Genomic DNA, 18190 nt, shown 5'->3' with positions numbered 1-18190 from the left:
GATGTCCGCTTCAAAGGTGCTGATCGGCTGCTGGCTGGCACTGGCGCTGCTGTCCTCGGCCACGGTGCTGTTGGGCAATGCCGGCTCGACGTTGCTGCTTGGCGGTGCGGTGCTGGTCATCGCGCTGGCAAAGGCCTGGCTGATCACCGACGGCTTCATGGAATTGCGTCATGCACCGCTGATGTGGCGCCTGCTGCTGCTCGGCTGGCCGATCGCAATGGCCGGCGGGATCCTATTGGCCATGAGCCTCTGACGGATCGGGAGGCGGGCGGTACAGCGCTCGCATCTGCCGTCACGCTTCCGACCGGCACTTGGCGGGTGATTTCTGGTGGGTTGAAACCCACCCTGACGAGGCTCATTCCCGCCTGCCGTTTGGCTAAAGCCCCGCTCCGGGTTCAGGGATCAGAACCCAGGGAAGACCCAGTGCCGCGTTCAGGTTTTTCTTGATTGTCATCAAGCAGGTTTCGATAGCCACCTTCTTAAACTGGCCACGCCAAGCCATGAGGAGGCGACCATGTCCGAGACCTTCACCAAGGGAATGGCCAGGAATATCTACTTCGGAGGAAGCGTGTTTTTTCTCCTGGTATTCGTGGGCCTGACCTATCACACAGAGCAGACCTTTCCAGAACGATCCAATGAGTCGGAAATTTCCGAAGCAGTCGTTCGTGGCAAAGCCATCTGGGAAAACAACAACTGCATCGGCTGCCACAGCCTGCTCGGTGAGGGTGCCTACTTCGCACCGGAACTGGGGAACGTATTCGTTCGGCGCGGCGAGGATGCGGCCTTCAAGCCCTTCCTGCAGGCCTGGATGAAGGCCCAGCCGCTGGGGGTTCCAGGTCGCCGTTCGATGCCGCAGTTCAACCTGAGCGAACAGGAAGTGGACGACATGGCGGAGTTCCTCAAGTGGACTTCGAAGGTCAATACCAACAACTGGCCGCCAAATAAGGAGGGTTAAGAGATGAGCATCCTGAATCCGCATCTCAAATTCCAATCGCAGGCCGTCGCCAAACCCTATTTCGTGTTTGCGCTGATGCTGTTTGTCGGGCAGATCCTGTTCGGCCTGATCATGGGCCTGCAATACGTTGTCGGTGACTTCCTGTTCCCCCTGCTGCCATTCAACGTGGCGCGGATGGTTCACACCAACCTGCTGATCGTCTGGTTGCTGTTCGGCTTCATGGGCGCGGCCTACTACCTCATTCCCGAGGAAGCGGACCGTGAGCTGCACAGCCCGAAACTCGCCATCATCCTGTTCTGGGTATTCGCCGCCGCGGGCGTGCTGACCATCCTCGGCTACCTGTTCCTGCCCTATGCGGGGCTGGCCGCAGTCACCGGAAACGACATCCTGCCAACCATGGGTCGCGAGTTCCTGGAACAGCCCACCATCACCAAGGTCGGCATCGTGGTGGTGGCCCTGGGCTTTCTCTACAACATCGGCATGACCATGCTCAAGGGTCGCAAGACTGCCATCAGCATGGTCATGATGACGGGGCTGATCGGTCTGGCGGTGTTCTTCCTGTTCTCCTTCTACAACCCGGAAAACCTGGTGCGCGACAAGTACTACTGGTGGTTCGTGGTGCACCTGTGGGTCGAAGGCGTGTGGGAGCTGATCATGGGTTCGATGCTGGCCTTCGTCCTGATCAAGATCACCGGTGTCGACCGCGAAGTCATCGAGAAGTGGCTCTACGTGATCATCGCCATGGCCCTGATCACCGGCATCATCGGCACGGGCCACCATTTCTTCTGGATCGGTGCACCTGAAGTGTGGCTGTGGCTGGGCTCGATCTTCTCCGCCCTGGAACCGCTGCCCTTCTTCGCCATGGTGCTGTTCTCGCTGAACATGGTGAGCCGTCGTCGTCGCCAGCATCCAAACAAGGCCGCGTCCTACTGGGCGATCGGAACCACCGTCACGGCGTTCCTTGGAGCGGGCGTGTGGGGCTTCCTGCACACCCTGGCGCCAGTGAACTACTACACCCACGGTTCGCAGATCACCGCTGCCCACGGTCACCTGGCCTTCTACGGCGCCTACGCCATGATCGTCATGACCATGATCAGCTACGCCATGCCACGCCTGCGGGGGCTCGGCGAAGCACCGGATGCCCGTGCACAGCGCATCGAGATCTGGGGCTTCTGGGCGATGACCATGTCCATGGTGGCGATCACCCTGTTCCTTACCGCAGCTGGTGTGGTGCAGGTCTGGTTGCAGCGGATTCCGGCGGACGGCGCTGCCATGTCCTTCATGAACACCGCTGACCAACTCGCCGTGTTCTTCTGGCTGCGGCTGATCGCAGGGGTGGTTTTCCTTGCCGGTCTGGTCTGCTACCTCTACAGCTTCCGCCAGCGCGGCCGGGTGCCGGCCGACATCAGCTCAGCTGTCGCTGCGGCCTGAGACAAGACGTTGACCTAATGCGCGGCCCGGCTGATCCAGCGGGCCGTTGTCGTTTCCAAACCGCGCTACGGAGTTGACGCCATGGCCTTTACCATCGAAGTCGAAGAGTGGGTCGGCAGTGTCTGGCACCGCTTCATCACCCGCCGCGCAAGTCCGGATTTCCCCGACGCAAGCGTCGCGCTGGAAAGCATGCAGCGCCCGCTGTCGGTGCTGTTTCGCGCCATGGGCGGCGCCAGTGGAGTGGACGTTGGTGCCGCCAATTCACGGGACCTGATGCTGCGGCGCAACCTGTTGCAGCAGGTGGCCGGTACCTGCAAGCAACTTCCGGTGGCATGGTGTGATTCTGGCAATCTGCGCCTGCCGCAGAGCCTGGCCGTCTACCCCGAGCGATCACTCAACGAAGACCTCTACCGCTGGCTGGCACTGCTTGCGGCCCAGGCGGGCGAGATGCGCCACTGGGCGCGTGACAACCAGCGCTGGACCCAGGCCATCCTCGAACGATTCCCTGCCATGCGCCCGCGCTATCACCGGCTGGTCGAGGCGCACCTGCAACTGCGCCCCGACCCTGCCAGCCTGCCGAAGGCCGAAGGCGCGCTGGAGCAGGCGCTATGCCGGGCCCTGCGCGAGCCGGGAAGCGTCAGTCAGTTCCCGCGCAGCGAGGTGGCGCCCTGGCCGCTGCCGATGTGGCTGTATCCAGCAGAGAACCTTGGCGTGCCTCAGGCTACCGAGCTGGCCGACGAGGACCAGGACAATAACCTGCAGGCGCCGCCTACCGAGCAGAAGGGGATGCGCAAGCGCGCCAAGCGCGTCGAGGACAGCACCAGCAAGGGCGGGCTGATGCTGTTCCGCCTGGAAAACCTGTTCAGCTGGTCCGAGCATGTCGAGCTTGATCGTCAGGGCGATGACAGTGAAAACGAAGACGCCTCGCGTGTCGCCGAAGATCTCGACGAAATTGCCATGTCGCGTCAGCGGATGCGCAAGGGCGGCGGACTCAAGCTTCACCTGGACTTGCCACCCAGTGACGTCGATGACATTCCGCTGGGCCAGGGTATCAAGCTGCCGGAGTGGGACTACCGCAAGCAGCGGATGCAGGACGATTTCGTCAACCTGCAGATGATGCTGCCGCGCGGTTCGGAGCCCAAGGGGCTGCCGCTGCGCCTCAGCCCACTGGCGCGCAAGCTGCGTCGGCAGTTCGAGCACCTGCGCAACGACCGGCAATGGCTGCGAGCCCAACCACAGGGTTCCGAACTGGATATGCAGGCCTGGCTGGATTTTCATGTCGAGCGCCAGCACGGCCAATGTGCCGAGCGCGGGCTGTTCATGGAGCAACGGCAGAACCGTCGTGATCTGGCCTGCCTGCTGCTGGCCGACCTGTCCATGTCCACCGACGCGCACCTGGACGACGAGCACAAGGTAATCGATGTGATCACAGATAGCCTGTTGCTCTTCGGCGAGGCGCTCTCGGCAGTGGGCGACGATTTTGCGCTGTATGGTTTCTCCTCGCTGCGTCGGCAGCAGGTGCGGATGCAGGAACTCAAGAGCTTCAGGCAGCGCTACGGCGACGATACTCGCGGACGCATCCAGGCGCTCAAGCCCGGTTACTACACTCGCATGGGCGCCGCGATCCGCCAGGCCACCGAGCTGCTCGGCAACTGCCAGCAACGGCGCAAGCTGCTGCTGCTGGTGACTGATGGCAAGCCCAATGACCTTGATCTCTACGAAGGCCGCTACGGCGTCGAAGACACCCGCCAGGCAGTGCTCGAAGCGCGGCGCAAGGGGCTGTTGCCGTTCTGCATCACTATCGACAGCGAGGCCGGTGACTATCTGCCACATATGTTCGGCGCCAACGGCTACACCCTGATCAAAGACCCGCAGCAGTTGCCGTTCCGCCTGCCGCAGCTGTATCGGCAGCTGACGAAGGAGTAGGGGTGGTGGTGGAGGCTGGAAGCCGGAAGCTGGGAGCTGGGAGCCGGAAGCCGGAAGCCGGGAGCTGGTAGCCGGGAGCTGGAAGCAGCAAGCCGGGAGCTCAAGGCGAGCAGCTTTGCTGTTTCCTCGCTGCAGGTGGACGCAGGCTATGCGAGGGGCGAGGTCGCTTCCTTTGGCTATCAAGCCGCCTGATGGATCGGTAAGGCGTGATCCAACCCTGCCTGCCGGAGGCGGTAGGCTCAGGCGAGCAGCCGCTGCCGGGCGGTCTGTCCGCTAGAAAAGGTTGCGTGGCAGCCAGATGATCATCACCGCACAAAAGACGGCGAGTGCAATACAGAACAGCAGAAAGTTGCGCTGCCGCCGGGCGCCGGCGGTTTCGGCCAGGGCCGGCAGGGGCATGCCGCAATTTTGGCATTCGGCTTCTTGGGGGGGATTGTCCTGTTGGCAATAAAGGCACTTGGGCATGGCAACTTCCTCATCAATGAAGGCAGCTTGCCACGGCGATGTGCTGAGGGCGGTTGACCGGGATCAACCGCCGCCGAACGGGCATTTCGCACGGGCAGGGCGCCACCTCATTCGAATTGCTCGAGGCGCTCCCGATCGAGAATGGTGATCTGCCGACCGTCCTGGCGGATGACGGCTTCGTCGATCAGGCGCCGCATGATCCTCGAAAAGGTTTCCGGCTGGATCGACAGGTGCCCCGCAATCAGCTGCTTGGCCATTGGCAGCTCGAAGCTGTTGCCGCCCTCACGCACCCGTGCCAGTTGAGTCATCAGGTAGCGCACCACACGGTGCGTGGCGTTCTTGAGCGATAGCGTTTCGATCTCGTTGATGCGCTGGTGCAGGCGCACACTGAGTTTGCCAAGCAGGGCGAAGGACAGCCGCTGGTTGGCTTCCAGCAAGCGCATGTAGGCGGCGTTGGAGAAGCGGTAGACCTGCGTCGGGCAGACGGACTGCGCCGAGGCGACATAATTGGGCGTGTCCATCAGCATCATGGCTTCAGCGAATGTTTGCCGATTGCCGATGACTTCGAACACTTTTTCCTGCCCGTCGGGCGTCAGGCGGTAGATCTTGATCGCGCCGGAGATAACGAAATAGAACGAATGCGCCGGCTCGCCCTGATGGAACAGGTTGTCGCCCTTGTCCAGGTTGAGCAATTGGCTGGCACCCATCAGCTCATCCATCTGCTCGTCATTCAACGGCTCGAACAGATGGTGGCTGCGGAGAATCTGGTTGTGTACGCGGTGAAGCACCATGCAAGGCATCCTGTTTCTAAGAATTGGCGGTTCGCAACTGCTCAGCGGAGCGAACAGATCGTCTCGTTCATGCTGTCTGCGTCGCCGACGGCTCGGCAGGGATGCTCGGACGCTGAGCCTGTTGAGCCTAGTTCAACTGCAGGCCTCGAGTATTGATGCAGGCCATTGTTGTGGTTGCCGGCTTGGCCGTCGCGCCACGAGGCATGCCTTGTCTCCCTGAAAGCTTCGCTTCAATTCCGCTGCGGCGCGGCAAACACCCCGGGTGCCTGCAGCTGTAGCGCCTGGCTCCTGCCAATCGCCCCCGTCGGTTCGCTCGGTCACGCCGTGTCTACTGCCTGCCGCGGACGGGTCATGCCGTCGCGGCCGCATCGGTGGACATTTGGCCACTGGCGGCAGCTGGTGCAGCCGATTGGCCGTGGTCGTGGTGGATGACCGCTGCCTGGGTGGTGTTGATGGCCATGTCGAGTGCAACGCCGCTGGCCAGTGCAAGAATGGTTGCCATGGCCAGGCCCCAGGCCAACGGTTGGATAACTGCTTTCATATCGCCTCCACTAGAGCCGGCACGTGGGTCGGGATGACCCGCGTGGTGCGTTCACCTGACTTCACTGCGAAGCCTTGATGAACAGAATGTTGTTTTCCAGGTGAATGTGTTGCATCAGATCGTCACGCATCTCCTCCAGCCCGCGATATAGCGCGCGCCAGGTATTGCAGGCGTTTGCCGGCGGGGTGATGTCGTCTGTCAGCGCGGCCAGGCGATCCAGTGCGATGCCGTGCTGGTCGTGCTCGTAGCGCATCACCGCAATCGGGCCTTGCTCACTGGGCACGCGCATTCCGCGGCGGATCATGGGGAAAAGTACCTGTTCCTCCTTGAGCATGTGGCTTTCCAGCTCCTGCTGCATGCCCCACAGATGCTCGGCGAGCCCGGCCGGGCAGTCCGGTTTGTTGCCATGAACCTGCTCGACACGGCTGGCCAGGCGGATCAGCTCCGGGAACTGCTCACGGTGCCGCTCATGAAAGCGTTCCAGGAGATGATCGATCAGGGTGGCGGAGGGAACATTACGCCAATCGGTTTCGTGCTCAGCCTCAGCGCCCAACGCCGTCAGCTCGTCTGCGATGCGCTGGGCATCCAGCTCGCGCCGGGCGGCGGCATCACGAAGCGGGGTATCGCCGCCACAGCAGAAGTCCAGCTTGTACCGGCGAAATAGGCGAGTGGCGCCAGGGATCAGGCAGGCCAGGCTGCCCAGGGTTTGCTCGGTAGACACGCTTGTCATGGTGGGAATCCGCGAAATGGCCTCGATACGCTGCCTATCGCAATCGCTATGCCATCCCTATCTATCTGTTTTTCAAGCGTTAAAAAAACGCATTGGTCAAAACTACCGAGGCGGGTTAGGGTTGAAAAAACCATAAGGGTATGAAAGACCATGATGGAAGACGCCTTGCTGGCCGATCTGGTGACCGAGCTGCCTAATGCGGTTCGGCTTCAGCGCCTGGTGCATACGCTGCATCAGCGCTTTCGCTGTGGCGCCGTAGTGTTGCTTCGGCTGGACGACGACACGCTCCGCCCGTTGGCCGCCGTCGGGCTGGTGCGCGAAGCGCTCGGTCGCCGCTTCGTGGTGGCTCAGCACCCTCGCCTGGCGGCCATTCTTTCGCAGCGCGAGCCCACCTGGTTCGAGCCCGACAGTGGCCTGCCCGACCCCTACGACGGTCTGCTCGACGAGCGCATCGGTGAACCCTTGCCAGTGCACGACTGCATGGGCGTGAGCCTGTTCGTGGAGGGCAAATTATGGGGCGCGCTGACCCTCGATGCGCTGCATGCCGGCACCTTTGACGACGATGCGCGGCAGGATCTTCAGCGCTACACGCTTTTGATCGAGGCCGCCATCCGTATCACCCGCCTGGAGCATGAGAATCGCAGCCTGCGCCTGGCGCGCAGTGATGTGCTTGAGCCCAGCCAGCTGCCGAAGGACGGCGAAATCCTTGGCCAGAGCCCGGTGATCCGCGAGCTGTTGCGCGAACTGGAAGTCGTCGCCGACTCCGAGTTGCCCGTATTGCTGCTGGGCGAGACCGGTGTCGGCAAGGAGCTTTTTGCGCGCTGGTTGCATCGTCATTCGCGGCGACGCAACAAGCCGCTGATACTGGTCAATTGCGCGGCCTTGCCCGAGTCGCTTGCCGAGAGCGAGCTGTTCGGCCACGTCAAGGGCGCCTTTTCCGGTGCGACGACGGACCGGCCGGGACGCTTCGATGCGGCCAATGGCGGCACGCTACTGCTGGACGAAGTTGGCGAATTGCCGCTGGTGGTGCAGGCCAAACTGCTGCGTACCTTGCAGAACGGGGAAATCCAGCGCCTGGGCGCCGACAAGCCGCGGCAGGTCGATGTCCGGATCATCGCGGCGACCAATCGCAATCTGCGTGAAAGCGTGCGCGACGGCCATTTCCGTGCTGATCTCTATCATCGTCTGTCGGTGTATCCGGCACCGATTCCCCCGCTGCGTGAGCGCGGCAACGATGTGCTGATCCTTGCCGGCTTTTTCCTGGAGCTCAATCGTGCGCGCCTGGGGCTGCGCAGCATGCGCTTGTCGCCGGCTGCGGAGCGGGCTCTGCTGGGCTACAGCTGGCCGGGCAATGTGCGCGAGCTGGAACACGTGATCAGTCGCGCGGCGCTGCGTCTGTTGAGCAGTGGGGTGTCTCGCAGCGATATCCTCACGCTGGAACCCGACTTGCTCGCCCTCGACAGTACCCAGACCGCGGACCTGGCGCCGATCGCCGAGCAGATGCCTGCGGCCCAGGCGCCAATCGTTTCGCTGCGTGAGGCGGTAGATGCCTGCCAGCGTCAGGCCATAGTCCGCGCGCTGGAAGCCAGCTCAGAAAACTGGGCCCAGGCGGCCCGGCTGCTGGATGTGGATTCGAGCAACCTGCACAAACTGGCGCGGCGGCTCAAGCTCAAGTGAGCTGAGCCCTGTCTCGTCGCGGCTGGCGGGCGGTCCGCCAGTCGGTGCGAGTCGTCTTGCTGGCGGGGTGGTCTAAGGTTCAATCACCACGATCGAGGAGACGCCCATGGCTCTGGACCATGAACAGTTCCAAACGCTGCTGACCGAGGCCCAGGCGCATGCCGACCGGGCCGCCAGCGAGAACAACCCGCAGCACTACCAACAGGCCTTCGAAGCCAGCCTCAAGGCCATGCGCCTGCTGGCGGAGGAATCCGGCGCCTGGCGGCAGATGGTGGCCCGCGCTACCGAGGAGTTCGAGGGAGACGAGGGAATCTAGCCTGGCCGAAAACCCGCTAAAGGCTGCTGGTTGAGCGAGAAACCTGCAGCCTGCCTGCAAGGGTGGATTGGCGGGCCCCGCTGCAGCCTGAATCACTCTGCCTGCATCTGCAGGCAGGCGCTCCGGTGGCCAGTCTCCCTTGACGCTCATCAATGCCGATCGCCGGCCTAGTACCTAGACTGCCGGCCTCCCGTCCCTTCCCGGACGGCCGCCTGTGCCTGTTGGCGCCGGCGCGCATGATTTCGATTGTCTAGGAGTTGCCATGCACCTGGTCTGTCCGGCAGGAAGCCTGCCCGCGCTCAAGGCCGCCGTCCAGCAGGGCGCCGATGCCATCTATGTCGGTTTTCGTGACGACACCAATGCCCGCCATTTCGCCGGTCTCAACCTCGACGAAAAACAGCTCGACAAGGGCTTGCAGCTGATTCGTCAAAAGCGTCGCCAGCTGTATATCGCCGTCAATACCTATGCCCAGCCTGACGGCTGGTCCCGCTGGCAGCGAGCCGTGGACCAGGCGGCGGATTTGAACGTGGACGCACTCATCGCGGCGGATCCCGGGGTGCTGGGCTATGCCGCCAAACGTCATCCGCAGCTCAATCTCCACCTCTCTGTGCAGGGCTCGGCGACCAATGCCGAGGCGTTGGCGTTCTATCAGCAGCGCTACAACATCAAGCGCGCCGTGCTACCCCGGGTGCTTTCGCTCAAACAGGTCAGACAGGTGGCCGCCAGCAGCCCGGTGCCGATCGAGGTGTTCGCCTTTGGCAGCCTGTGCATCATGGCCGAGGGGCGCTGCCACCTGTCTTCCTACCTCACGGGCGAGTCGCCGAATCTGTGTGGTGTCTGCTCGCCAGCCAAGGCGGTGCGCTGGAGCGAAGAGCCGGAGGGGCTGACTTCACGCTTGAACAACGTGCTGATCGATCGCTATGCCGAAGGCGAGTCGGCCGGCTATCCGACCCTTTGCAAGGGCCGCTTCATGGTCAACGGCGAGCGCTTTCATGCCCTGGAAGAACCCACCAGCCTGAACACCCTGGACCTGATTCCGGAGCTGGCGGCCATTGGCGTCACGGCCATGAAGATCGAGGGTCGACAGCGCAGCCCGGCCTATGTCGAACAGGTCACCCGGGTCTGGCGTGCGGCGCTGGATGCCTATCTGAACGCGCCGCAGCGCTATGCGGTGCAGCCAGACTGGCGCGCGGTACTCGATGGGCTTTCCGAGGGCTCGCAAACCACGCTGGGCGCCTACCACCGGGCATGGCAATGAAGGAGCGAACCATGAAACTCAGCCTCGGCCCCGTGCTGTTCTACTGGGATCGGCAGCAGACCCTGGATTTCTATGCAGACATGGCCGGCCAGCCGCTGGACGTCATCTACCTCGGCGAAACCGTCTGCTCAAAACGCCGCAGCATGGGCCTGGACGACTGGATCGGCCTGGCTCGCGAACTGGCGGGGGAGACGTCCGCGCAAATGGTGCTCTCCGGCCTGACGCTGGTGGAAGCCGCCTCGGAGCTGTCCGGCCTGCGCCGCCTCTGTGACAACGGCGAGCTGCTGGTGGAAGCCAATGACATGGGCGCGGTGCACTACCTGTCGCAGAAGAACCTGCCCTTTGTCGGCGGGCCGGCGCTCAACCTCTATAACGGCCACGCCCTGGCCGAGCTGGTCGAAAGTGGCATGTGCCGGTGGGTGCCACCGGTGGAAATGTCGGGTGCCATGATCCGCAGCGCCCGCGCCCAGTTGGAGCAGCTGGAGGTAGAACTGCCGGAAATCGAAATCTTCGCCTACGGTCATTTGCCGCTGGCCTATTCCGCACGTTGCTTTACCGCACGGGCGGAAAACCGCCCGAAGGACGATTGCCAGTTCTGCTGCCAGAACTATCCGGAAGGTATTCCCTTGTTGAGCCAGGAAGGCGAAGCGTTGTTCACCATCAACGGGATCCAGACCCTGTCTGCCTCGGTCAGCAATCTGCTGGCGGATTATCCGGCACTGGCGGCCAGCGGAGCAGAACTGCTGCGTCTGAGCCCACGGGCCGCTGGAATGTCCGACGTCATCAGGGCGTTCGATGCGGTGCGCAAGGGCGCGCTGCCGCCGCTCGCCGTCGAGGGTTGCAACGGTTACTGGCATGGCCAGCCCGGCATGCTGCGCGCAGAGGAGGCCGGCCTGTGCTGAAACCTCCTGCGCAGCTTCTGGCCCTTGGCGAACGACTGCTGCCCCTGGCGGCGCACACGCCATTTGCGTTGCAACGCCTGGCCCTTGAACGCAGCCTCAATCAGTTGTTCGCCGAACCCCTGGCAGACGACGCCTTCGAGGCGCTGGACGGGCACTGGATGCGTCTGGAGGTGGCAGACCTCAAGCTGGCCTGGTGCCTGACCTGCGAAGGGCAGCGCTTGCGTATCGCCGAGCAGGCACCGGTCGAGGTCACCATTCGCGGTAACTGGCGGGAGTTCTTGCTGCTCGCCAGCCGCCAGGAAGACCCGGACACCCTGTTCTTCCGTCGCCGTCTGGTCATCGAAGGGGATACCGAGCTGGGCCTGGCCATCAAGAATCTGATCGACAGCCTTGACCCGGACATGCTGCCGCCCTGGTTGTGGACGCTGTTGCAGCGTGCCGGTGAAGGGGTGGCGCAGGCGGGCCGGGCGCAACCGGCGCCCGTCTGATCAAACCGAGCGCAGCTGGTGTTTCGGCTGCATCCGGTCACTGGCGATGATCTCGCGCATGTCCTCGAACAAGGCGTTGGCTTCGGTCTCGCTGCAGTCCTCCCGGTAACGCTTGCGCAAGCCGTAGCTGCTAAGGGTGATGTGGACGTTGGCCGTTACGCCATGCTGCGCCAGGCAGGCACGGGCACAGTGCAGGGGGCAGCCATCGATGGCGAGGATCGCCCGGCCTGAATTGGCCTTGTTCACCAGTGAGCCGACCCGGCCGCCGACACCGGCGATGCAGGACATTTCCGCAAGGCCGGCGCGGTCCAGGCGTACAGCGAGGGTGTTCGCCAGCTGCGCCACGTTGGAGCAGCCTGAGCAGGAATAGACCAGCGGGAGGTGGGCGGTACGGGGCATTACGTTCTCCGGTCAGGCCGATGGGCTCGGCGTTGGTTGATATGCAGGAGATTACTCCTGGTAGGCCGCCAGCCCCTGGCTGTCGAGAATTTCGATGCGCCGACGCTGCACGCTGATCATCCCCGACTCGATCAGCCGGTGCAGGATGCGTGAAAAGGTTTCCGGCTGGATGCCCAGCTTGGAGGCGATCAGGCGTTTCGGTACGTCCAGGGTTACCACGCCGCTGTCGTCTTCCTGCGACTGGTAGAGGAAGCGCACCACCCGATGGCTGGCGTTGGCCAGTGTCAGGGTGTCGATCTCGTTCATCCGCTGATGCAGGCGAATGCTCAGAGTGGCAAGGATGTCCAGGCAGATGCTCGGATGTTCTTCGAGCATGCGCCGGTAGTGTGGCCCATGCAGGCTCGCCACCAGGCTGGCCTTGAGGGCCGTGGCACTGACCGGATAGTTTGGCGTTCCGGTGAACAGCAGGGCTTCAGCGAAGGATTCGCGAGGCCTAATGACCTCCACCAGCTTTTCCTGCCCATCGCATACCACGCGGTGCAGCTTCACCTGGCCACTGAACAGGAAGTAGAAACGTTCGGCCCGGTCGCCTTGATGAAACAGTGCCGCGCCGGCGGGCACGCGCTTGAGGTTGGCTGACGTGCACACCTCCTGCAGCGCCGACTCGGGCAGCCGGCTGAACAGGTGATGGCGGCGCAGCTCCGCGACAAGTGATGTTTCGGTGAGCATGTGTCCTCCCCCGGCGCCAGTCCGGGATGGTTCGAGGCTGCATCGTAAAAGCCGGCGCGCGGCAGTTTCCTTGATCGTGAACAAGATCCTGCCCGCCGGGCGTTGAGGTCAGGCAATTTCCAAAAACAGCCTGGGCAACTTGACGATGGTCAATTCGTAGAAGGACCGGTTTCCCTACATTGCACACCATCTTGTGTTTCGGTGTTTTTCCGTATCTACATATTGTGATTGGGGGTGGTAATGGAAGGGCTCGCCAAAAGGGCGCAACCGGTATCGCTGCGCAAGCGCGACGGCCGACTGCTGGCGTTTGAACTGGCAAAGATCGAGCGGGCAATCACGGCGGCAGGGGACGCCACCGGCGAGTTCGATGGCGCTACGGCAAAGGCTCTGGCCGAGCAGGTGCTGGCACGGTTGCCTCAGCGGATCGTGGAGGTCGAGCAGGCCCAGGACACCGTCGAGCGCGTCTTGATGGAGGCGGGCTACTACGACACGGCGCGCGCCTACATCGTCTACCGTGAACGCCACGGACGGCTGCGACGCGATCGCAAGTCGCTGGTCGATGTCGCCTCGTCGATGAACGAATACCTCTCGCGGGAGGACTGGCGGGTGCGTGCCAACGCCAACCAGGGCTATTCCCTGGGCGGGCTGATCCTCAACGTGTCGGGCAAGGTCACCGCCAACTACTGGCTGGACGAGGTCTACAGCCCGGAAATCGGCACGGCGCATCGAGAGGGCGATCTGCACATCCATGACCTGGACATGCTTGCCGGCTATTGCGCAGGCTGGTCGCTGCGCTCGCTGCTCAACGAAGGCTTCAACGGCATTCCCGGGCGGGTCGAGGCGGGGCCACCGAAGCACCTTTCGAGCGCGCTGGGTCAGATGGTCAACTTTCTCGGCACCTTGCAGAACGAATGGGCAGGTGCCCAGGCATTCAGCAGCTTCGATACCTATCTGGCGCCGTTCGTGCGCAAGGATCGGCTCGGCTACGACGAAGTGCGCCAGGCGATCCAGGAGTTCATCTACAACCTCAACGTGCCGTCGCGCTGGGGCACCCAGACACCGTTCACCAACCTGACCTTCGACTGGGTCTGCCCCGAGGACCTGCGCGAACAGATCCCCTATATCGCCGGCGAGGAGATGCCTTTCGCCTACGGCGAGCTGCAGGCCGAGATGGAGCTGATCAACCGTGCCTATATCGAAGTGATGCAGGCCGGCGACGGTCTGGGCCGGGTGTTCACCTTTCCGATCCCGACCTACAACATCACCCACGATTTCCCCTGGGACAGCGAGAATGCCGACCGCCTGTTCGAGATGACGGCACGCTACGGCCTGCCGTATTTCCAGAATTTCCTCAATTCGGACATGCAGCCCAACCAGGTGCGTTCGATGTGCTGCCGCCTGCAGCTCGACGTGCGCGAGTTGCTCAAGCGCGGCGGCGGGCTCTTCGGTTCGGCCGAGCAGACCGGCTCGCTGGGCGTGGTGACGGTCAACTGCGCACGATTGGGCTACCTGCATGCTGGCGACTGGACCGGGCTGGTCGAGCATCTGGATGCGCTGCTGGAGCTGGCGCGGCAGAGCCTCGAGGTCAAGCGCAAGGTCATCCAGCACCACATGGATGCCGGCCTTTACCCTTACACCAAGCGGTACCTGGGCACGTTGCGCAACCATTTCTCCACCATCGGCGTGAATGGCCTGCACGAGATGGTGCGCAATTTCACCGAGGATGCCGAGGGGTTGCACACCGAGGTCGGCCGGCGCATGGCAGTAGACCTGCTCGACCATGTGCGCGCGCGGCTGGTGCAGTTTCAGGAAGACACAGGTCATCTTTACAACCTCGAGGCGACACCCGCAGAAGGCACCACCTACCGCTTCGCCAAGGAAGATCGCAAACGTTTTCCGGACATCCTGCAAGCGGGTACGGCCGAGGCGCCGTACTACACCAATTCGTCCCAGCTGCCGGTGGGCTTCACCGACGACCCTTTCGAAGCCCTGATGCTGCAGGACGAGCTGCAGACCAAATACACCGGCGGCACCGTGCTGCACCTTTATATGGCCGAACAGATCTCCTCTGCCCAGGCCTGCAAGAACCTGGTGCGCACCTCGCTTGGGCGTTTCCGCCTGCCCTATCTGACCATCACCCCGACGTTCTCGATCTGCCCGGTCCACGGCTATCTGGCCGGTGAGCATGAATTCTGTCCGAAGTGCGACGAGGCGTTGCTGGCCAAACAGGCCGGTTGCGGCTGTCCGGCCTGATCCGCCCTCGTTCTGTTTTACCCAACCAAAGGAGCAACACATGAGCCAAGCCAACCAATTGCCCGAAAGCCAACGCCAGCGCTGTGAAGTCTGGACCCGGGTGATGGGCTATCACCGCCCGGTTGCGGCATTCAACCCGGGCAAGCAATCCGAGCATCGCGAGCGCACCCACTTCACCGAGCAAGCGGCCGGGCTGGCGCGGTAGCCATGGGCGCAGCGCTACGGGTCGGGGGCATGGTGCCCCTGACCACCCTCGACTTTCCCGATCACCTGGCCTGTGTGCTGTTCTGCCAGGGCTGTGGCTGGCGCTGTCGCTATTGCCACAACCCGCAGCTGATCCCGACCTGTGGAGCAGATGAGCGCGATTGGGAGGACATCCTCGGATTTCTTCAACAACGTGCCGGTCTGCTCGAAGCGGTGGTGTTCAGCGGTGGCGAACCGACCCTGCAACTGGCCTTGCCCGATGCTATCGCCCAGGTACGTGCGCTGGGATTCAAGGTCGGCCTGCACAGCGCTGGCATCAAGCCCAAGCTGTTCCGTCAGGTGCTGCCGCTGGTGGATTGGGTGGGCTTCGATGTCAAGGCGCTGCCCGAACATGGCCGACTGATCACGGGCGTCGAAGGCAGTGGCGAGGCGAACTGGAAAAGCCTCGAAGCGCTTGTTGCGTGCGGTGTGGACTATGAGTGCCGCACCACCGTGCACTGGCAGTTGTTCGACGCTGAACGCCTGTGGGACATGGCGCAGCGACTGCGCAAATTGGGAGTCGAACGGTTCGCAGTGCAATGCGTGCGTACCGCGCGGATGCTCGATGACTCGCTCGCCGACAGCCGCGCGCCCTACGATCAGCAAAAGCTATGGGATCGCATGGGGCAGCTTTTTCCTTCGTTCCAACTACGCGGCTGACGCCGCGCTCCGAAACGCTGCTCGTATAGGCGCGACCTGAAGCCATGCGTAGCAGCGGTCTCAAGCAGGGCTTGCTTGCTGCGATGCTTGCGCCGGTGCTGGAAGCGAGCCCTGCTGCTTTGTGTAGCGGTCGTGAATCCGCTGATCATGTGCCTTGGTTTGCGAGCAGGCTCAGCTCCAGGCGCTCTCGATCAGCTCCAGCCCCAGAATTGCAGATACCAGCCATAACCGACCACAGCTGTCGCCAGCCCCACGCAGCTGAACGCAGACAGGCGACGCAGGCCATTGGCACCATGTCGGCTGATTACGCGCCAGGCCAGATAAAGGCTCCAGCCAATCCCGCCGGCCAGCAGCAGCGCTCGCGTCGGCTGTGCCCAGGCGAGGACAAAGCCTTCATAACGCAACAGCTTGATCGTCGTGGCCGATAACCCCAGGAACAGCCCGGCGCCGCCCAGCGGCGTCAGTGTCAGGGCAAGGTGATGGAAGACATTGTCGTTGCGTTTCATCAACCGTACCGCGCCACGAAGGAGCAACCAGAGCGCGCCGCCCACCAACAGCGAGCAGGCACCGATGTAGCCAAGAATCGCCGCACCGTCGAGCCAGGTGAATGCATCGTTGTTCTGCGGATAATGCGTCAGCAGCCACCAGGGGGCGTTGGCCTCCAGCGGCCAGAAGATGTCGCGGTCCACCAGCCACTCGGCGGCGGTCTGCTTGAGGGTGATGAACCAGGGGCTGACCGTCCACTGGAAGGCGCCCATGGCCAGGCCGATCATGCCGAACAGCAGCAGGGTGCTGTCCCAATGACCCTGTTGCGGCTGGTTGCCGACGATGAGTATCTCCTCGTTCGGCGAACGGGCGGCAAGGGCGACGGCGCCACGCTGGCCGCTGCACCGACCGCAGGCATGGCATTCGCTGTTGCCCTGCATGCGGCGGATGTCGATCAGCGGGGCGCAGTTGGGGGTCGCCAGCTTCGGCCCCTGGTTGGCCTGCCAGCGCTCTTCGTCGACCTTGTAGTGCAGCGGCGCCAGGCGCGCGAGCAGGCTGAATACACCGCTGACGGGACACAGGTGCCGGCACCAGACGCGCTTACCGCGGCCATAGAGGAAGCCAACGATCATCGCGGCCACCGTCGAGCCGCCGAGGATCAGCGCGGCAGCACGGCCATAGTCATAGACGCTGATCAGCTGGCCATAGACCGTGGTGAGGATAAAGGCGATGGTCGGCCAGCCGCTCCAGCGGATCCACTGCGGTGTGCGCTTGTTCAGGCCGCGCCAGCTGATCCACTCGCTGAGCGAGCCTTCCGGACAGAGCACCCCGCACCAGAGCCGTCCGAACATCACCATCGACAGCAAGACGAACGGCCACCAGAGCCCCCAGAAGAGGAACTGAGCGAATACCGTGATGTTGTCCAGCATGCGTGCTTCGGACGGCGGCAGAGAAAGAAACGCAGGGACCAGCAGCAACACCAGGTAGAAACCCACCACCAGCCACTGAATCAGGCGGATGGCCTTGGCATGCTGGCGCAGCAGGTCGCCGATGCGCGCCAGCCAGGGAGTATTGGCGATCATGCGGCGCGAGCCTCCAGACGGGCCTCCGGCTTCGGTCGCAGCCAGGCCCAGACGGCCAGCCAGTAAAGTCCCATGAGGATCACAGCAGCCAGCGATGGCATGGCGCGATAACCGGTCAGCCCGGCGATGGTGCTGCCCAGGGTGCCGCCGTCATCGAGCAGGGCCGAAGTGTCCCAGATCGGGTCGCCGAAAACGGTGTAGAGCACTTCCGGCACGTCCATGCCCATCAGCTGGCCGCTGAAACGGTCGAGCCCGGCCATCAGCAGGGCGGCGCCGAGCAACAGCAGCAGGGCTTCGCTGAAAGTAAAAAAGCGCTTCCAGGAGAACAGTCGGCTTCCGGCCTGCAGCGCTGCGTAGCTGATCAATGCGAGGACGAAACCGAGCACGCCTCCGACCACGAAACCGGTGAGATCGGTGCCTTGTTGCTGATGGCCGACGCCATAGAGAAACACCACGGTTTCGCTGCCTTCGCGCGCCACGGCGAGCATCGCCAGTATCAAAAGCCCGATGCCGCTGCCCTGGCTGAGGCTGGCCGCCGCGCTGTCTACCAGGTTGCGCTTGAGGTCGCGGCCATGATGGTGCATCCAGCCGACCATCTGCAGGATCAGCAGAGCCGCGACCACCAGCATGGCGCACTGGAACCACTCGCCGGCCGGCCCGGCCAGCCAGTCGCCAGCACTGAGGATGCCCCAGGCCAGCAGCGAAGCCAGGCCCAGGCCCGCCACGACGCCGCCCCAGAGCATACGCAGCGCGTGACGGTTGTCCGGTTGCTGGCTCAGCCAGGCATGCAGAATGCCGATGACCAGCAGCGCCTCGACGCTTTCACGCCAGACGATGAACATTGATTGGCCCATGTCG

General features: G+C 63.2%; 20 protein-coding genes. 12 read left to right on the top strand and 8 right to left on the bottom strand.

What is annotated here, in order from left to right; translation table 11 throughout:
* The first annotated feature begins 1 nt into the window (after position 1).
* The 4 genes from AC4LFW_RS14360 (at position 2) to AC4LFW_RS14345 (ending at position 4312) form a co-directional block, all read left to right on the top strand.
* Positions 2–253: a cytochrome C oxidase subunit IV family protein gene (locus AC4LFW_RS14360; protein WP_491819753.1), complete on the top strand. Its 252-nt coding sequence runs from the start codon at positions 2–4 to the stop codon at positions 251–253.
* A gap of 261 nt (positions 254–514) precedes the next feature.
* Positions 515–955 (top strand): c-type cytochrome, encoded by a 441-nt coding sequence (locus AC4LFW_RS14355; RefSeq protein ID WP_491819752.1) that lies wholly within the window; start codon positions 515–517, stop codon positions 953–955.
* Positions 956–958: 3 nt separating this feature from the next.
* Positions 959–2386: a cbb3-type cytochrome c oxidase subunit I gene (locus AC4LFW_RS14350; protein WP_491819751.1), complete on the top strand. Its 1428-nt coding sequence runs from the start codon at positions 959–961 to the stop codon at positions 2384–2386.
* Between the two features lie 81 nt (positions 2387–2467).
* Positions 2468–4312, top strand: coding sequence for a nitric oxide reductase activation protein NorD (locus AC4LFW_RS14345; protein ID WP_491819749.1), 1845 nt, complete (start codon positions 2468–2470; stop codon positions 4310–4312).
* A gap of 273 nt (positions 4313–4585) precedes the next feature.
* On the opposite strand, the gene AC4LFW_RS14340 is transcribed toward AC4LFW_RS14345, so the two are convergent.
* From AC4LFW_RS14340 to ytfE, 4 genes are all read right to left on the bottom strand, one after another.
* Positions 4586–4777: a DnrP protein gene (locus tag AC4LFW_RS14340; RefSeq protein ID WP_491819747.1), complete on the bottom strand. Its 192-nt coding sequence runs from the start codon at positions 4775–4777 to the stop codon at positions 4586–4588.
* Positions 4778–4884: 107 nt separating this feature from the next.
* The gene (locus tag AC4LFW_RS14335) at positions 4885–5568 is read right to left on the bottom strand and encodes a Crp/Fnr family transcriptional regulator (protein ID WP_491819746.1); all 684 of its coding nucleotides are present in this window, start codon (positions 5566–5568) and stop codon (positions 4885–4887) included.
* A 349-nt stretch (positions 5569–5917) separates the two neighbouring features.
* Positions 5918–6109 (bottom strand): hypothetical protein, encoded by a 192-nt coding sequence (locus AC4LFW_RS14330; protein ID WP_491819745.1) that lies wholly within the window; start codon positions 6107–6109, stop codon positions 5918–5920.
* Between the two features lie 61 nt (positions 6110–6170).
* On the bottom strand, positions 6171–6839 hold the full coding sequence (gene ytfE, locus AC4LFW_RS14325) for an iron-sulfur cluster repair protein YtfE (RefSeq protein ID WP_491819744.1): 669 nt from the start codon (positions 6837–6839) through the stop codon (positions 6171–6173).
* 150 nt (positions 6840–6989) lie between these two features.
* On the opposite strand from ytfE, the gene norR reads away from it, so the two are divergent.
* The 5 genes from norR (at position 6990) to ubiT (ending at position 11480) form a co-directional block, all read left to right on the top strand.
* Positions 6990–8516, top strand: a complete 1527-nt coding sequence (norR, locus tag AC4LFW_RS14320; protein WP_491819743.1) for a nitric oxide reductase transcriptional regulator NorR — start codon at positions 6990–6992, stop codon at positions 8514–8516.
* A gap of 106 nt (positions 8517–8622) precedes the next feature.
* A complete protein-coding gene (locus AC4LFW_RS14315; protein WP_491819742.1) occupies positions 8623–8832 on the top strand; it encodes a hypothetical protein in 210 nt (69 codons plus the stop codon).
* Between the two features lie 262 nt (positions 8833–9094).
* Positions 9095–10090, top strand: coding sequence for a ubiquinone anaerobic biosynthesis protein UbiU (gene ubiU / locus AC4LFW_RS14310; RefSeq protein WP_491819741.1), 996 nt, complete (start codon positions 9095–9097; stop codon positions 10088–10090).
* Between the two features lie 11 nt (positions 10091–10101).
* Positions 10102–10992: a U32 family peptidase gene (locus AC4LFW_RS14305; protein ID WP_491819740.1), complete on the top strand. Its 891-nt coding sequence runs from the start codon at positions 10102–10104 to the stop codon at positions 10990–10992.
* Positions 10986–11480: a ubiquinone anaerobic biosynthesis accessory factor UbiT gene (ubiT, locus tag AC4LFW_RS14300; RefSeq protein ID WP_491819738.1), complete on the top strand. Its 495-nt coding sequence runs from the start codon at positions 10986–10988 to the stop codon at positions 11478–11480. The genes AC4LFW_RS14305 and ubiT overlap by 7 nt, the downstream gene beginning before the upstream one ends.
* Here ubiT and AC4LFW_RS14295 read toward each other — a convergent pair whose 3' ends face one another.
* Both AC4LFW_RS14295 and AC4LFW_RS14290 read right to left on the bottom strand, forming a co-directional pair.
* The gene (locus AC4LFW_RS14295) at positions 11481–11879 is read right to left on the bottom strand and encodes a putative zinc-binding protein (protein ID WP_491819736.1); all 399 of its coding nucleotides are present in this window, start codon (positions 11877–11879) and stop codon (positions 11481–11483) included.
* 51 nt (positions 11880–11930) lie between these two features.
* Positions 11931–12608 (bottom strand): Crp/Fnr family transcriptional regulator, encoded by a 678-nt coding sequence (locus tag AC4LFW_RS14290; RefSeq protein ID WP_491819735.1) that lies wholly within the window; start codon positions 12606–12608, stop codon positions 11931–11933.
* A gap of 240 nt (positions 12609–12848) precedes the next feature.
* Between AC4LFW_RS14290 and AC4LFW_RS14285 the strand changes: the two genes are divergently transcribed.
* From AC4LFW_RS14285 to AC4LFW_RS14275, 3 genes are read left to right on the top strand one after another with little or no spacing between them, the layout of a single operon-like run.
* Entirely contained in the window at positions 12849–14861 is a 2013-nt protein-coding gene (locus AC4LFW_RS14285; protein ID WP_491819734.1) for a ribonucleoside triphosphate reductase, read from the top strand.
* A 40-nt stretch (positions 14862–14901) separates the two neighbouring features.
* On the top strand, positions 14902–15066 hold the full coding sequence (gene nrdD / locus AC4LFW_RS14280) for an anaerobic ribonucleoside-triphosphate reductase (protein ID WP_491819733.1): 165 nt from the start codon (positions 14902–14904) through the stop codon (positions 15064–15066).
* 2 nt (positions 15067–15068) lie between these two features.
* On the top strand, positions 15069–15764 hold the full coding sequence (locus tag AC4LFW_RS14275) for an anaerobic ribonucleoside-triphosphate reductase activating protein (RefSeq protein ID WP_491819732.1): 696 nt from the start codon (positions 15069–15071) through the stop codon (positions 15762–15764).
* A 191-nt stretch (positions 15765–15955) separates the two neighbouring features.
* Here AC4LFW_RS14275 and AC4LFW_RS14270 read toward each other — a convergent pair whose 3' ends face one another.
* Together AC4LFW_RS14270 and AC4LFW_RS14265 are read right to left on the bottom strand one after the other, a co-directional pair.
* Positions 15956–17332, bottom strand: coding sequence for a 4Fe-4S binding protein (locus tag AC4LFW_RS14270; RefSeq protein WP_491819731.1), 1377 nt, complete (start codon positions 17330–17332; stop codon positions 15956–15958).
* Positions 17329–18186 (bottom strand): FTR1 family iron permease, encoded by an 858-nt coding sequence (locus AC4LFW_RS14265; RefSeq protein WP_491819729.1) that lies wholly within the window; start codon positions 18184–18186, stop codon positions 17329–17331. Before AC4LFW_RS14265 ends, AC4LFW_RS14270 begins: the two co-directional genes overlap by 4 nt.
* Between the last annotated feature and the right edge of the window lie 4 nt (positions 18187–18190).

The sequence above is a fragment of the Stutzerimonas sp. C6.4V genome (assembly GCF_058536345.1).
This window is presented reverse-complemented; position numbering and strand designations above follow the sequence as displayed.

Excerpts from the sequence above, each read along its gene's own strand:
- AC4LFW_RS14360 (WP_491819753.1), top strand. The coding sequence starts at position 2 with ATGTCCGCTTCAAAGGTGCTGATCGGCTGCTGGCTGGCACTGGCGCTG.
- AC4LFW_RS14355 (WP_491819752.1), top strand. The coding sequence starts at position 515 with ATGTCCGAGACCTTCACCAAGGGAATGGCCAGGAATATCTACTTCGGA.
- AC4LFW_RS14350 (WP_491819751.1), top strand. The coding sequence starts at position 959 with ATGAGCATCCTGAATCCGCATCTCAAATTCCAATCGCAGGCCGTCGCC.
- AC4LFW_RS14345 (WP_491819749.1), top strand. The coding sequence starts at position 2,468 with ATGGCCTTTACCATCGAAGTCGAAGAGTGGGTCGGCAGTGTCTGGCAC.
- AC4LFW_RS14340 (WP_491819747.1), bottom strand. The coding sequence starts at position 4,777 with ATGCCCAAGTGCCTTTATTGCCAACAGGACAATCCCCCCCAAGAAGCC.
- AC4LFW_RS14335 (WP_491819746.1), bottom strand. The coding sequence starts at position 5,568 with ATGGTGCTTCACCGCGTACACAACCAGATTCTCCGCAGCCACCATCTG.
- AC4LFW_RS14330 (WP_491819745.1), bottom strand. The coding sequence starts at position 6,109 with ATGAAAGCAGTTATCCAACCGTTGGCCTGGGGCCTGGCCATGGCAACC.
- ytfE (WP_491819744.1), bottom strand. The coding sequence starts at position 6,839 with ATGACAAGCGTGTCTACCGAGCAAACCCTGGGCAGCCTGGCCTGCCTG.
- norR (WP_491819743.1), top strand. The coding sequence starts at position 6,990 with ATGATGGAAGACGCCTTGCTGGCCGATCTGGTGACCGAGCTGCCTAAT.
- AC4LFW_RS14315 (WP_491819742.1), top strand. The coding sequence starts at position 8,623 with ATGGCTCTGGACCATGAACAGTTCCAAACGCTGCTGACCGAGGCCCAG.
- ubiU (WP_491819741.1), top strand. The coding sequence starts at position 9,095 with ATGCACCTGGTCTGTCCGGCAGGAAGCCTGCCCGCGCTCAAGGCCGCC.
- AC4LFW_RS14305 (WP_491819740.1), top strand. The coding sequence starts at position 10,102 with ATGAAACTCAGCCTCGGCCCCGTGCTGTTCTACTGGGATCGGCAGCAG.
- AC4LFW_RS14295 (WP_491819736.1), bottom strand. The coding sequence starts at position 11,879 with ATGCCCCGTACCGCCCACCTCCCGCTGGTCTATTCCTGCTCAGGCTGC.
- AC4LFW_RS14290 (WP_491819735.1), bottom strand. The coding sequence starts at position 12,608 with ATGCTCACCGAAACATCACTTGTCGCGGAGCTGCGCCGCCATCACCTG.
- AC4LFW_RS14285 (WP_491819734.1), top strand. The coding sequence starts at position 12,849 with ATGGAAGGGCTCGCCAAAAGGGCGCAACCGGTATCGCTGCGCAAGCGC.
- nrdD (WP_491819733.1), top strand. The coding sequence starts at position 14,902 with ATGAGCCAAGCCAACCAATTGCCCGAAAGCCAACGCCAGCGCTGTGAA.
- AC4LFW_RS14275 (WP_491819732.1), top strand. The coding sequence starts at position 15,069 with ATGGGCGCAGCGCTACGGGTCGGGGGCATGGTGCCCCTGACCACCCTC.
- AC4LFW_RS14270 (WP_491819731.1), bottom strand. The coding sequence starts at position 17,332 with ATGATCGCCAATACTCCCTGGCTGGCGCGCATCGGCGACCTGCTGCGC.
- AC4LFW_RS14265 (WP_491819729.1), bottom strand. The coding sequence starts at position 18,186 with ATGGGCCAATCAATGTTCATCGTCTGGCGTGAAAGCGTCGAGGCGCTG.